We start from the raw sequence: 14201 nt of genomic DNA on the forward strand, positions 1-14201 counted from the left end.
GGTGTGAATGACGGTTGAAGAATGTGGAAAATGAGGTCGAAAATGTCGTCGATCAGGGCGGCGCCGCGGCGCGCAGGACGGTCGTCTCGCACTGGGCCAGCAACCGCACCGGTTCGTCAGGCGCATCATGTTCGACGACGAGGTGGTCGATCTCGCCGACGGCGCAGATCCGGTACGGCGCGCGCGTCTCCAGTTTTTCGCTCGTGGCCAGTATCACCGTGTGGTGGCCCGCCAGCGCCAGCGCCTTCTTGAACAGCGCATCGGCCATGCTGAACGCGCTGACGCCGGTTACGGAAGACACGGCGCAGGCACCCATGAAGCAGTGATCGACGTTGAGCGACGACACCATGGCGATCGCCGCCGCGTCGACGCTGCCGCCCACGTGCCGGTCCACGAAGCCGCCGACCATGAGCAGTTGCAGGTCTTCGCGCCTGGCCACTTCCGCCGCGATCGCGATCGAATTCGTGGCCACGGTGATGCCGCTGCCGGCAGGAAGGCACGGCACGACCGCAAGGTTGGTGCTGCCGCTGTCGAGGAATACAAGCTGGCCCGGTTGCACCAGCGACGCACCCACGCGCGCCAGCGCCTGCTTTCGCTCGCGCGCTTCATCCACGCGCACGACCATGGGCGCGGATGCCGGCGAGGTGGGCAAGGCGCCGCCATATACGCGGCGGCAGCGCCCTTCGGCCGCCAGCGCCCGCAGATCGCGCCGGATGGCCGCTTCCGACACGCCGAACTCCAGAGCGAGGTCGGCTGCGACCACGGGCAGTCCACGGTCGAGCCGGTGGAGGATGACGTCGCGCCGGGCAATGGGAATATCGCTCATGAGTGGATCATATCGTCTACAAACGTCAAAGTAAACTTGTACGTTGTTGTACACTTCAGCCAAACCTGTGGCTCCGAAGACTGTCGAGCCACGTCAACTGCGAGGTCGAACATGAAAACGGAAAAACAGAAAATGCTCGCTGGCGAGTTCTATTACGCCGGCGATGCCGAAATACAGGCGGACCAGGCCGCGGCAAGGGACTGGATGCGGCGGTATAACGGGGGCCAGGACATTTCCCTCGAAGCCTATGGCGAACTGCTGCGCGAAGGATTTGGCGAGGTCGGCACGAACTGCGTGGTTCGCCCGCCATTCCACTGCGACTATGGCTACAACATCAGGCTCGGTGCGGGTGTCTTCCTGAATTTCAATTGCGTGATCCTCGACGTGGTCGAGGTCGAGATCGGCGACATGACGCAGATCGGCCCGGGCGTGCAGATTCTCACCGCCGACCATCCGCGCGATCCGGCATTGCGCGCGCAGGGGCTCGAGTTCGGCCGGCCGGTGCGCATCGGCAGGAATGTGTGGATCGGCGGCGGCGCGCTGATCATGCCCGGCGTGACGATTGGCGACAATGCGCTGGTCGGCGCGGGCAGCGTCGTGACGCGCGACGTGCCGGCTGGCGTGACGGTCGCGGGCAACCCGGCGCGGCCCTTGGCCGGCCGCCGCGCCGACTGACACCGGCACGCGCATCGCGCCGGGTCAAAAATAGTAACCCGCCTGCAGGTTGATGCGCCGGGAATACCTGTCGTGCTGCCCGGCGGTCGAGGCCAGTCCGCCGAAATCGGGCGACAGGTAGGGATGGTGCTTCCCGAGCATGAGGTCCGCCTGGAAGAACCATTTGCCCGCCGAGAAGGACAGGCCGGTCACGTTCTGTCGCGACGGGCCGTAGCCACCGATGCGCTTGTGCAGCGCGCTGTAGTCGTTGTACACCTTGAAGCCGCCGAACGGCCCGACGGTGCCGGCGATGTCATGACTCACGTTGGCGATATAGATGTCCCCTTTCGTCGCCACCGGATACGGGTAGCCGAAGCCGCCGACCATCACGAAGCTGTTGGCATCCAGGCCGCCATAGGTCTCGGTGGGCGCGTGACGGGTCTTGTAGCGGTAGCGCATCGCCTGCAGCATCACGGTCACCGGCCCGGGCGTGGCGCGGTAGTGGATGGCGAAGGCATGGCGCCGCGTGTTCTCGCCGGCGCCGTTGCGGATGTCGCCGCCCAGCACCGACGCGCCGAATTCCTGCTTGATGGCGGTATCGGCCTGCCATGCGGCGCGGGCGACCAGCGTGTTGCGCTCGCTGTCGCGCTGGCCCGTGCCATAGCCGTGTTCGTCATCGTCGCGCACGATGTTGTACGAGTAGCGGTTCGATGCCGGCGCCGTGTTGTCGCCGCCGCCATAGGAACCGCCATCGCGCGGGAAGAAGGCCAGCTGCCATTCGAGCTTGCCGGGGGCGCTGGCATAGGAAATGCCGGCATCGTACTTGTCCTCGAAACCGGCATAGAAGGCGATGGACTCGTAGAAGTTGTTCGACGCGAACGGCAGAAGGCCGAACGGCACCTTCGTCACGCCCGCCTGCAGGGTGCTGCGGTCGGCGAAGCGCAGGCCCACCCAGCCGTGATGCAGGAAGTGCTGCCAGTAGCCGCCCTGCCCTTCCGGAAAGCGGTTGTAGCGGTATTGGGCCGAGGCGATACGGGTGCCGTCGTCATACTTGACCTCGATGCGCGCGGTATCGAGGCCGACGAAGCCGCGCGGCTTCTCCGGCTGCCAGCCCTTGTGCACATAATTGAAGCGGATCGCGCCGCCGATCGTGAGCGGCGATGCGGGTTCGTCCGCGTGGGCGTGGCCGCCCGCCAGCATGGCGGGGCCCAGCACGGCGGCGGCACATGCGCGCCGGAGTCGAATGCTGATCATGATGTTCTTCCCCGGTGCCCTGGGCACCGGCCTTCCGTAACGTTGATTGTCCCGATAGCTTTCGCGGAGAGGTGATTCGTCCGCGAACAGGTCAGCGCGGCTCGTTCGCGATGGCCTTGACGAAGCCGGCGATGAGCAACAGCATCAGGGCAATGAAGGGCGGCCCCATGGCGACCGCCCCGGCCTGGATGGCCTTGAGGGCGGTATTGTCGCCGATGACGAACAGGATCACCGTCACGAATGCGATCATCAGCAGCCAGATGACACGTTGCGCGGCCGGCGTGTCCGTATCGCCGCCGGCGGCCAGGCTGTCGACCACCATGGCGCCCGAGTTGACGGAAGTGACCATGAAGATTACCAGCAGCACCACCACGAGCATCGACGTGGCGCCGAACATCGGCAGCGTTTCAAGGAAATGGAAGATGGCCATGTCGACGTTCATCGTGCCGCTGGCCAGTGCGCCGGTTCCCGAGGCCACGCTGGCGATGGCGCCGCCACCGAACGCGGTGAACCATAGAATGGCCACGGCCGTCGGCGCGAGCAGCACCACGCCGACCAACTGGCGCAGCGTGCGGCCTTTCGACACCCGCGCCACGAACACGCCGACCAGGGGGCCCCACGTGCACCACCATGCCCAGTAGAACACGGTCCAGCCGTGGTACCAGTCCTGGTCGGTCCGGCCGATCCAGTTGCTCAACGGGAGGAAGTACCTGCCGAAGTCGATCGTCGTGCCCAGCACGCCCGAAGAAAACGCCATCACGCCCACGCCGGCCACCACGATCGCAAACAGCAACAGTGCCAGCAGCATGTTGATGTTGCTGAGCAGCTTGAGCCCGGAATCGAGGCCGCGCCACAGCGATATAGCGGCCAGCAGCGTGACGACGGCAATGAACAGCATCTGGTGCATGATCGTGTTCGGCAGGCCGAGCACGTGGGTGATGCCGGCGGTCGCCTGCATGGCGCCCAGGCCGATCGACGTCGCCAGGCCGAAGACGGTCAGCACCACGGTGAAGATGTCCACGGCGTGGCCGATCGGACCCTTGTGCGCCTTGCCGAGCAGGGGTTGCAGGCCCGAGCTGAGCGAGAACGGCAGGCCCTTGTTGTACGAGAAGTAGCCGACCACGATGGCCACCGTGAGGTAGATGGCCCACGGATGGAAGCCCCAATGGAAGATCGTCGCGCCCATCGCCGCATGTGCCGCCTCGGGTGTGCGGCTGGCGATGCCGAATGGTGTCTCGAACCACGCCGTGTAGTGTGCCACCGGTTCCGCGACGCCCCAGTACAGCAGCCCCACACCCATGCCCGCGGCGAACATCATGCAGAACCAGGAGAGGGTGCGGAACTCGGGCCGGGCATCCTTGCCGCCCAGCCGGATCTTTCCATAAGGGGAGACCGCCAGTACGGCACAAAACAGCACCATCACGTTCCCGCCGATCATGATCAGCCAGTCCAGGTGTTTCAGGGTTGCCGTCTTGATGTCCTCCAGCGCCGCGGCGGCGGCCGGCGGGTCGAACAATGCGCCGGACACCAGCGCCAGCACGATGAGAATCGAGAGGGGGAAAATGACCCTGTGCATCTTCAGCCCGAGCACTTCGATGTTGAAGTCCGTGGGTAACCGGACTTCCGTGCGGGTAGCCGCGGGTGTGGCCGTGGACAGGCCTGAGGCGATCTGCTTCATATTGTCTCCATTGTTGTTCACTATAGGTCGCCGCGCGCTTTCCGTCTGGTGCGGAAATTCAGCGCGGCGAAGGCCGATGGCTGGTAGCCATCTTCGGACCGCATTGCATCAACGACAAATCATGAAAAATCGTCGAGTCATCAGCTTTTGTCATGAATCGGCGAGGCCGATGGCGCTGCCGGCCACCCTGCCCTGCCTGCGGCGACGAACAGCGCGACGGCGCAAGCCGCAAAAAAGCAATACAGGCTCGAGCCGCCGGCTCCGCTCATCCACGCTCCTGCCAGCAGCGGCCCGATGCAGGAGCCGGCGGCGAAGGTGGTCAGCAGCAAGCCGGCCAGGCCCACGCGCATTCCCGGTTCGACCAGGCCATTCGCCCACGCGGCGCCAAGCGGATACAGGCAGAACTGCAGCGCACCGGTGCAGCAGGCGAACCCCAGCAGGACTGCGAAGGGCATGGGCTGACCCGTGCCGAGTACCGCACTGGCCAGCGCCAGTGCTATCGCCATGCCGCGTACCAGCACGGGCCGTGGCAGGCGGCCGGACAGCACGCCCAGCGGGAACTGCGCCAGCAGGCCAGCCACCACGGGACACGCCAGGTACATCGCCGTACCGGCAGCGCTCATGCCATGCTGCGCCGCGTAGATCGCCGCCAAACCGAAGTAGCTGCCGTTGAGCATGCCGGACACGAGGACAATGGCGAGCGGCCGAGGCACGCGGCGCATGATCCGCCCGAACGTGATGCCCCCCTGCGGCGGCACAGCCGGCGCCGGCGTGCGCGTCATCGCCACCGGCACCACGCAACAGGCGAACGCGACGGCAACCGCGATGACGGCGCCACCGTCCGCACCGCCACCGGGCGCGACGCCGAGCTGCCCCAGCATCATGCCGGCGTAGGTCGCGATCATGTAGCCCGCCAGCACCCGGCCGCGCCGCGGCCCGTCCGCACGGTCGTTCAGCCAGCTTTCGAGCACAATCACCTGCGTCATCAGCGCCATGCCGGCGACGACGCGAAGCACGATCCAGAACGACAGCGCCGCGCCAAGCTCATGGGCCAGAACCGCAGCCACCATGACGCCGGTACCCGCCGCGAACAGCCGGACGTGGCCGAACCGCTCGATGAACAGGTGGCCCACGCTCCCGCCGATCGCCATGCCCAGCGCGTTGGCCGCCATCAAGGCGCCGATCCATACTTCGGTAGCGCCGCCGGCGCCCAGGCGCAGCGCGAGGTGGGAAATCAGCAGCGTGGCGCCGAACTGCAGCAGCGCCGCGGACAGGTAGAGCGCGCCGAAGGTCTTGCCGGTGGCCGCCATGTTCACGTTCCCTTGGTGCTGCCGGCACCTGGCATGCCCTCAGGCGAGCTCATGCAATTCCCTCCAGTTGGCCGGGCGCACCACGTAGCCGAACAGCGCGTGTCCGCCATACACCAGTTCGGTGCCTTCCGGTATCCAGGCCAGTTGTCCCGGCGTGATGCGCAACGGCTCGCCATTGGCCTGGAGCTCGAGGACGCCTTCGATCACGAAGATGAGCTCGTCGTACAGCACCGTCCATTCCACCCCGGCCCCCTCCCATCGGGCGAAGCCGAAGCCGATATGGGGCGATACCTCGTTCGATACCGCGCGGGCCACCCACGCGGCGCCAGGTGGCCCGCCGCGCTGCGTGTAGTCGAGCGATGCGTGGTCGACCAGCACCACGGGGCGCTTGCCCGCCGTGCCTGCCTTGGCAACCGGGCTCACAGCTCGCTCCTGCTCGACCAGGCCGCCAGCTGGATGCGCGAACGTACGCCGATGCCGAGGAACGGCTCCGGCGGATTACGCGAGGGCATGCCGGTGACGGCCTCGATATCGCGCAACTGTTCCGAGCCGGCGCCGATCGCCCGGTCGGCCAGCAGCGTGCCGGAGATGGTGCCCCAGGCCGCACCCACGCCGTTGTCGCAGGCCGTGGCGTACACGCCCTGGTCGAGCTCACCGAAGAAATTGGTGAAGTTGCGCGAGATGGCGTACACCCCGCCCCACGTATGGCTGAAGGGCACGTCGGCCAGGTGCGGGAAGCGGGCCAGGAAGGCGGCACGGTGTTTCGCGCGCACCTGCTCGCGCATCGCATCGCTGGTGCTGCGGCCATAGCGCGGCACGTGCTTGTACGTGTTGCGGATGATAAGCCGGCGGTCCTGCGTCATGCGCACGGTGGTGCCGGCGTGGTCGGCCGGCGTCAGCCCCCAGTCGAGTTGCCCGCCGTAGCGCGCCAGTTCGGCATCTGTCAGCGGCCGCGTCCAGCTGGCGAACGTCATGACCGGCAGCAGGCGGTTGCGCAGGTAGCCGAATTCCTGCGTGAAGATGCTGGTGCCGAGCAGCAGCGTGGGCGTGGCGATGCTGCCGTCGTCGCCATGCAGTGTCCAGCCGCCCTGCCCGCGCTCGAGCCGGCGGATCGGCGACTCTTCAAGCAGCTCGACATTGGGAGGCAGCGAGCGCGCCAGCCCGGTGACGAGCGCGGCCGGCTGCATCAGGTAGCAGCCGGGCGTGAAGATCGCATCGCTGTAGTGATCGGTACCGAGCACGGCCTTCAGCTCCTGCGGCCCGGCGCGGCGGAACGGCTCGCCCAGTTCGCCCAGCAGGCGTTCGAAATGGTCCAGGTAAGCCTGGCCGCGCGGCCCGACCGCGCCCTGGTATTTGCCGGCAGGTGACCACTGGCAGTCGATGCGGTGCTTCTCGATCAGGCCCTGCAATTGCGCGATGGCGGCCCGGTTCAGCCGCAGCAGGCGCTGCTTGTGGGCCGGATCGGGATGCTCCAACGCGAATTTGTGGGGCAGGTCGATCACGAAGCCGGAATTGCGGCCCGAGGCGCCGAAGCCGGCGCGCTGGGCATCGACGAGCAGGATGCGCGCTTCGGGCAGCCGTTCGGCCAGCCGGCGCGCGGCGGCCAGGCCGGCGAAGCCGGCACCGATCACCGCATAGTCGGCCTGCTGCCTGCCTTGCAGGCGCCGCACGGCCGGGCGCGGGGCGAGGGCCGCATACCAGCCGCAGCCGCCGTCGTCGAAGGGAAGATTGATGTGCTTGGTCATGATGTGCTTTCAGGCGGCGGCGCGTTGATCTTGCTGGCAGGTTTGCAGGAAGGCGTTGCGTTGGGCCTGCGCCGCGGCACCCAGCAATACGAAGCCGCGCAGCGCGCCTTGCGTATCGTGGAAGGCGCACTGCAGGCCATCGCTGGTCGGTGTGCACTGCCATGCGCCGGCCGTACCGGGTGCCGGGGCCAGCAGGCACAACGGCATTACCGGCGTCTTGACCGTCACCGGCATCAATGGGTACGCCACGGCCGTGGGCTGGCCGAGCAGCGTGCGGGCAAGGGCCTGGATGCCCTGGTTGATCGGCGTCAGGTAGGGCAGCAGGCAACCGTCGATCTCGATGCAGTCGCCCAGCGCGTGGATGCCGGGCTGCGACGTCCGCAGGTGCGCGTCGACCTGGATCCCGCAACCGGTGGCGATGCCGGCATCCGCGGCCAGCGACACGTCGGCGCGCAGGCCGATCGCCGACAGGACAAGGTCCGCGTCGACCTGCCGGCCGTCGGCCAGCGCCAGCCGATAGCCATCGGCCGCGCGGTCGATGCGCCGTACCGTTGTGTTCAGGCGCCACCGGACACCGAGGCCCGACAACGCATCCTGCAGCCGCTGCCCGGCTTGCGCCGGCAGCAGGCGTTCCATCGGCCAGCGGCCCAGCCCCACCACGGTGACCTCGATGCCGGCGGCGGCCAGGTCATTGGCGAATTCGCAGCCGATCAGGCCATCGCCCAGGATGGCGACACGGCGCGCGCCAGCCAGCCGCTCGCGGAACCGGCGGTATTCCTGCAGGTCGTTCACGCTCAGCACCGCATCCGCCTCGCCGTCGATGGCGGGCCGCACGGGCCGCGCGCCGCAGGCCAGCACCAGCTGGCCGTAGGTCATCTCGCCCAGGCTGGTTTGCAGGCGGCGGGCCTGGGCATCGATGCGCTCCACGCGGCAATGCGGATACACGCGGATGCCGAGGCGCTGTTCGATCGCCAGCGGCGACTCGGTCGCCATGGCATCCGCCGCCCTGCCCTGCGCCATGCCGATCGACAGCGCCGGCTTTGAGTACACGAAGCCGTCATCGGCCGTCACCACGCGGATCTCGGCGGTCGGGTCGTTCCTGCGCAGCGCGGCGGCCAGCCCGTAGCCGGCATGGCCGCTGCCGACGATGACGACCGGCTGGCGCGGCACCACCGCCGCGACTGCCGCGGTTACTGCCTTCTCCTGCAATGGCGCCGCGGCCACGGCGGCCACCGGCACGCTGACATCGAGCATCTCGAAATCCGCCTTGCCCACCTTGCAGTCGGGGCACAGCCAGTCGTCCGGCACGTCTTCCCAGCGCGTGCCCGGCGCGATGCCGTCCTCCGGCCAGCCTTTGGCCTCGTCGTAGACCAGGCCACAGATAATGCACAGCCATGTTTTCATGATCGTCTCCTCCTGCTGCTGTTTATTCGCCGGCCACGCGGATGCCGATGTTCTTGGTGCGCACGTAGCTGTACAGCGCTTCCTGCCCCTTTTCGCGGCCGAAGCCGGACAGGCCCACGCCGCCGAACGGGGTCTCGATGCCGCCTGCGTACCACTCGTTGACGAACACCTGGCCCGCCTTCAGCCGGCGCGCGCAGCGCATGGCGCGGCTGATGTCCTGCGTGAAGACGCCGGCGACCAGGCCGAACTCGGTACCGTTGGCAATGGCCAGCGCTTCCTCTTCCGTGTCGAACGGGATCACGGCAAGCACCGGGCCGAACACTTCTTCCTGGGCGATGCGCATGGTCGGCGCTACATCGCGGAACACGGTCGGCTGCATGAACCAGCCGGCCCGTTCGCGGCACGCGGCGCCGCCGGCGGCCAGGCGCGCACCGTCATCGACGGCCTTGCGGCACATCGTTTCGATCTGTTCGAGCTGGCCGGCGCTGATCACGGGCGTCAGGTCGGGGTTCTCGCAGCCGGGGCCGATGCGCAGGCCATCGGCAAGCGCGGCCACGGCATCGGCCACCTCGTCGTACACGGCGCGCTGCACCAGCAGGCGCGACATGGCGGAACACACCTGCCCGGCATTGAAGAAGATGCCGCTCTTCACACTGTCGAGAAGCTGCTGGCGGTCGGCGTCGGCGAAGACCAGCGCGGCCGATTTGCCGCCCAGTTCCATCACGCTTGGGATGGCGCGCGCCGCAGCGCCGCGCAGGATCGACTGGCCGGTGGCCACCGAGCCGGTGAACACGATCTGATCGACGTGGCGGTGCTCCACCAGGTGCGCGCCGACCTGGCGCCCGGGGCCGCACAGCAGGTTCACGGCGCCTTTCGGCAAGCCGGCCCTGGCGATCGCCTCGAACAGCACGCACATGCCCAGCGGCGACAGTTCCGGCGATTTGACGACCACCGCGTTGCCGGCGGCCAGTGCCGGCGCCAGCGACCGGGCACAGATCGACACGGGGAAGTTCCACGGCACGATCTGGGCCGATACGCCCATCGGATCGTAGACCGTGAAGTCCATGTAGCCGTCGCCCAGCGGGATCGAGGTGCCCTCGATCTTGTCGGCCACGCCGGCGTAGTATTCGAAATAACGGGCCGCTTCGGTGAATTCATCCCTGGCGTCGCGCAGGCTCTTGCCGTTTTCGTGGCACAGCACCCATGCGCCCTCGTCGGCCACCACGCGGATTTCGTCGGCGATGCGCAGCAGCCAGGTGACGCGCTGCGCAGGGCGTACGCGGGTCAACTCCGCCCGGTCGGCGCAGCGGCGTGCCGCCGCAAGCGCGCGCTCGGCGTCGTCCCTGCCCGCTTCCGCGATGGTGGCCAGCGGCTCGCCGGTCGCCGGATTGTCGACGGTCAGCGAACGCGTGCTGTCGCACCATTCGCCATCGATATAGTTCAGCCAGTGCGGCTTTATCGGGAACATGGCCGCTCCTCAGGCCGCGGCCGCGCCGGATTGCGCCGCGGCCAGCAGCTGGCGCGCGCCCCATTGATGAAAATAGTGCGTGGGCACGTCCATCTCGGGCGAGAACACGCCGCCCTGGTAGCCCGGCGAGGAACGGCCTTTCTGCATGCCCTCGACCGAGGCCACGTCTTCGGCGAACACCACGCGCCACGCTTCCAGCACGGCGGCATGGCAGGCGGCGTACTTGTCGTCCAGCGCCTCGTCGCCCACGTAGAACAGGCGCAGGTGTTCGATGGTCTTGCCCGGCGCGATCGGCTGCAGCTGCATGGCGAACGCGTGGTCGGCCTGGATACCCAGCAGCACGTTGGGGAAGAAAGCCACATATTCGGCGTTGCGCAGCTGGTCCTGCGGCCAGTCGGGGAACGTGGGCAGATTGGTGCCCGCAACGTCCGACAGGTTGTAGGCATAGCTGCCCTGGCCCGCGAAGTGTCCGGCGAACAGGATGTTGTAATGGTCTTCCAGGCGTGAATAGCTGTTCAGCGCCGGATGCACCCACGGCAGGTGGTAGGCCTCGCAATAGTTCTCCACCGCGAGCTTCCAGTTGCAGTTCACCTCGATGCTGGTGGCGTCGCCGCTGCCCTTGCGGCGCAGCAGGCCCATGCCGTCGCGGCCGAGGAACCGCGACCAGCGCTCGGTGAGCGGCGCCAGCATGTCTTCCAGCGGCGCTGCGTCGCCCGACAGGTTGACGAACACCATGTCCATCCAGACCTGGCTGCGGATCGGCTTCAGGCCATGCTTTTCGCAGGCGAAGCGTTCATCCTTGTGCTGGTTGATGCCGCCGATATGCGGCGTTCCCTTCAGGCCGCCGTTCAGGTCATACGTCCAGGAGTGGTACGGGCAGCGGATGACGCCTTGTACTTCGCCGGGCTGCTCGACCAGCTTCATGCCGCGATGGCTGCACACGTTGTGGAACACCTGCAGCACGCCGTCGCGGTTGCGCATCAGCAGCAGCGGCAGGCCCATGAAGTCGACCGGGTTCACCATGCCGTTCTTCGGCAGGTCGCTGGCAAAGCCCACGCAGGCCCAGGTCTTGCCCATCACCTGGTCGCGTTCGAGCTCGAAAGCGGCTTGCCCGGTGTAGAACTCGTTGCCCAGGCCGCTGGCCTCGTGGATCGGGCGCAGCACGTCTTCGAGCTTGTGGAATGCGATGTGCCGGGAAGGGGTAGTGCTCATGTCGATCTCCTTTATCTGCGGGCCCGAATGCCCAGGTGTTGTGGCACCTAGTTTCGGGCTGCAGGGGAACATCGACAAACGAGTTTTGGACGCTTATTTGTGAGTTTTTGTCATGAATCGACGGTGGCGCCCTGCTCCAGCAGCCAGGCGCGGAAGCGCCGCACACTGTGCCGCCAGGCCCCCGGTCTTCCGGTTCCAGCAGGTAGAACATGCCGTTCGTCCGCAGCGCCGTGTCGACCGGGCGCACCAGCGCGCCCGTCTCGATGTGCCGGTCCACCAGGTTGGCCCACGCCAGCGCGATGCCCTGGCCGGCGACGGCCGACTGGATCAGCATCGCGTAATTGTTGATGTTGATGCGCCGGCGCGGCTCGACCGGCGCCAGGCCCACGCGGCGATACCATTCGGGCCAGCCGATCCAGCCGCTTTGCGGATCTTCCAGCCACAGCCAGGTGCCGTCGTGCAGCTGCCCGGGCCCCGCCAGGCCGGGGTGCTTTGCCAGGTACGCGGGACTGCAGACCGGGAAGATCTCCTCGGCGAACAGCGGTGTCGCGCGGATGCCTTCGGGCGGCCGGCCGGAGAAGAACACGGCCAGGTCGCAGTCGAGGCGACTGAAATCCCTGGCCTGGTCGTTGGCGATGATGCGCAGTTCGATCTCTTCATGCTCCCGCTGGAATTGCGCCACGCGCGGCAACAGCCACATGGACGCCAGCGCGGTGCTGGTGAACACCGTGACCTGCTGCGCGCCTTTCCAGTGGCGCACCTCGCCGGTGGCGCGCGCCAGTTGCGTCAGCGCGTCGTGGACGGAACGGTAATACTCCTCGCCCTTGCAGCTGAGGACGATGCGGCGGGTGGTGCGCTCGAACAGCGGGGTGCCGAGGTAGTCTTCCAGCAGCCGCACCTGGCGGCTGATCGCCCCCTGCGTGACGTTCAGCTCCGCGGCCGCAACGGTAAAGCTGAGGTGGCGGGCGGCCGCCTCGAACGCCACCAGGCTGTTCAGGGGTGGCATCGGGTCGATCTTCATGATGTCGCGTGTCTCGGTATGGTTGTTTTTTTTAAGATACCACGCGCCATCAGGCGGCAAAGGATGTGCAGCGCATCACGCCCCCACCGCGGAACGCACCGTGTCGCTGCCGGCGTCCGTATGCCCCGCCACGCCACGGCGTCCAAACTCTTGGACACGGCCGCGAAATCCCGTCCAATTCTTCATACGCCACGCCCTCTTGCCTGGAAAATATTCCAATAAAGACAAGCACTTAGCCCTGCCAACCGGATTGGCACAGCGCTTGCTATCTACGAGCCACCCGCGGTGGCCTGCCGCGGTTTCTAAAAACGGAGACTGCAATGCAGAAAAAGCGCCCTCTTACCCTTTACATCCTGATCGCGATGCTGCTCGGTATCGCTGTCGGCTATGCCTGTCACACCGCCATTCCCGACAAGGCGATGACTACCCAAATCTCGGGTCACATTTCGCTGGTGACGGACATCTTCCTCCGCCTGATCAAGATGATCATCGCGCTGCTGGTGTTCTCCACGCTGACCGTCGGCATCGCCAACCTGGCGGACGGCAAGGCCGCCGGCCGCATCGGCGCCAAGGCCTTCGGCTGGTTCCTGATGGCTTCGCTCGTGTCCCTGGCGCTGGGCATGGTGCTGTCGAACCTGATGCAGCTCGGCACGAACCTCGGCTTGCCGCTGCCCGCCGCCGATGCCAGTACCGGCCTGAAAACCGCCGCCTTCACGCTGAAGGACTTCATCACGCACGTGGTGCCCAAGTCGCCGATCGAGGCGATGGCCAACAACGAGATCCTGCAGGTCCTGGTGTTCTCGATCTTCTTCGGCTCCGCGCTGGGCGCGCTCGGTGAATCCGGCAAGCGGCTGCTCGGCGTGGTGGACGAGCTGGCGCAGGTGATGCTGCGCATTACCGGCTCGATCATGAACATGGCGCCGCTGGCCGTGTTTGCCGCCATGGCGTCGGTCGTCACCACCAATGGCCTGGGCATCCTGGCCACGTTCGCCAAGTTCATGGGCGGCTTCTACCTGGGCCTGCTGTGCCTGTGGCTGCTGCTGATCGGCGCGGGCTTCCTGGCGCTGGGACCGCGCGTGTTCCGCCTCGTCGGCCTGATCCGCGAACCGTTCCTGCTGGCCTTCTCCACCGCCAGCTCGGAAGCCGCGTATCCGAAGCTGCTGGTTGCGCTGGACAAGTTCGGCGTGCAGCGCCGCATCTCCAGCTTCGTGCTGCCGATGGGCTATTCCTTCAACCTGGACGGCTCGATGATGTACTGCACGTTCGCCGTGCTGTTCATCGCCCAGGCCTACGGCATCGACCTGTCGATGGGCACGCAGATCACCATGCTGCTGCTGCTGATGCTGACCTCGAAGGGCATGGCCGGCGTGCCGCGCGCATCGCTCGTGGTCATCGCCGCCACGCTCACGCAGTTCAACATTCCCGAGGCCGGCCTGCTCCTGCTGATGGGCGTCGACCAGTTCCTCGACATGGGCCGCTCGGCCACGAATGCCGTCGGCAACGCCGTGGCCACCGCCGTGGTGGCCAAGTGGGAAGGCGCGCTGGAAGACCCGGCGCAGGAAGGGAAGGAACAACGCGAAGAACAGCGCGACCCATCCCGCGGCATCCAGGCCGCCTGAACCACGCATA

At 67.0% G+C, this 14201-nt stretch carries 11 protein-coding genes and 1 pseudogene; 2 read left to right on the forward strand and 10 right to left on the reverse strand.

Annotated features, from left to right (window positions below; genetic code table 11):
• Positions 1 to 52: 52 nt before the first annotated feature.
• Entirely contained in the window at positions 53 to 826 is a 774-nt protein-coding gene (locus tag EWM63_RS01345; protein WP_130184942.1) for a DeoR/GlpR family DNA-binding transcription regulator, read from the reverse strand.
• Positions 827 to 937: 111 nt separating this feature from the next.
• Between EWM63_RS01345 and EWM63_RS01350 the strand changes: the two genes are divergently transcribed.
• Entirely contained in the window at positions 938 to 1501 is a 564-nt protein-coding gene (locus EWM63_RS01350) for a sugar O-acetyltransferase (RefSeq protein ID WP_130184943.1), read from the forward strand.
• Positions 1502 to 1525: 24 nt separating this feature from the next.
• On the opposite strand, the gene EWM63_RS01355 is transcribed toward EWM63_RS01350, so the two are convergent.
• The 9 genes and pseudogenes from EWM63_RS01355 to EWM63_RS32245 all read right to left on the reverse strand — a co-directional run.
• Positions 1526 to 2734, reverse strand: coding sequence for a putative porin (locus EWM63_RS01355; protein WP_229487668.1), 1209 nt, complete (start codon positions 2732 to 2734; stop codon positions 1526 to 1528).
• A 91-nt stretch (positions 2735 to 2825) separates the two neighbouring features.
• On the reverse strand, positions 2826 to 4412 hold the full coding sequence (locus EWM63_RS01360; protein ID WP_130184944.1) for a BCCT family transporter: 1587 nt from the start codon (positions 4410 to 4412) through the stop codon (positions 2826 to 2828).
• A 140-nt stretch (positions 4413 to 4552) separates the two neighbouring features.
• Positions 4553 to 5722 carry an MFS transporter gene (locus EWM63_RS01365; RefSeq protein WP_130184945.1) on the reverse strand — a complete coding sequence of 390 codons (1170 nt, stop codon included), beginning with the start codon at positions 5720 to 5722 and terminating at the stop codon, positions 4553 to 4555.
• 39 nt (positions 5723 to 5761) lie between these two features.
• The gene (locus EWM63_RS01370) at positions 5762 to 6145 is read right to left on the reverse strand and encodes a EutQ-related cupin domain-containing protein (RefSeq protein ID WP_130184946.1); all 384 of its coding nucleotides are present in this window, start codon (positions 6143 to 6145) and stop codon (positions 5762 to 5764) included.
• Positions 6142 to 7467, reverse strand: a complete 1326-nt coding sequence (locus EWM63_RS01375) for an NAD(P)/FAD-dependent oxidoreductase (protein ID WP_130184947.1) — start codon at positions 7465 to 7467, stop codon at positions 6142 to 6144. The genes EWM63_RS01370 and EWM63_RS01375 overlap by 4 nt, the downstream gene beginning before the upstream one ends.
• Before the next feature lie 9 nt (positions 7468 to 7476).
• Positions 7477 to 8871: an FAD-dependent oxidoreductase gene (locus EWM63_RS01380; protein WP_130184948.1), complete on the reverse strand. Its 1395-nt coding sequence runs from the start codon at positions 8869 to 8871 to the stop codon at positions 7477 to 7479.
• 22 nt (positions 8872 to 8893) lie between these two features.
• Entirely contained in the window at positions 8894 to 10339 is a 1446-nt protein-coding gene (locus tag EWM63_RS01385) for an aldehyde dehydrogenase family protein (protein ID WP_130184949.1), read from the reverse strand.
• 9 nt (positions 10340 to 10348) lie between these two features.
• Positions 10349 to 11362, reverse strand: coding sequence for an aromatic ring-hydroxylating oxygenase subunit alpha (locus EWM63_RS01390; protein WP_229487669.1), 1014 nt, complete (start codon positions 11360 to 11362; stop codon positions 10349 to 10351).
• Between the two features lie 448 nt (positions 11363 to 11810).
• Positions 11811 to 12572: pseudogene (locus tag EWM63_RS32245) on the reverse strand (LysR substrate-binding domain-containing protein); the annotation flags it as partial.
• Between the two features lie 320 nt (positions 12573 to 12892).
• On the opposite strand from EWM63_RS32245, the gene EWM63_RS01400 reads away from it, so the two are divergent.
• Complete coding sequence (locus EWM63_RS01400) at positions 12893 to 14191, forward strand: dicarboxylate/amino acid:cation symporter (RefSeq protein ID WP_130184951.1); 1299 nt, start codon at positions 12893 to 12895, stop codon at positions 14189 to 14191.
• The last annotated feature ends 10 nt before the right edge of the window (positions 14192 to 14201 follow it).

Origin of the sequence: Pseudoduganella lutea, from assembly GCF_004209755.1 — a bacterium.
GTDB lineage: Bacteria > Pseudomonadota > Gammaproteobacteria > Burkholderiales > Burkholderiaceae_D > Rugamonas > Rugamonas lutea.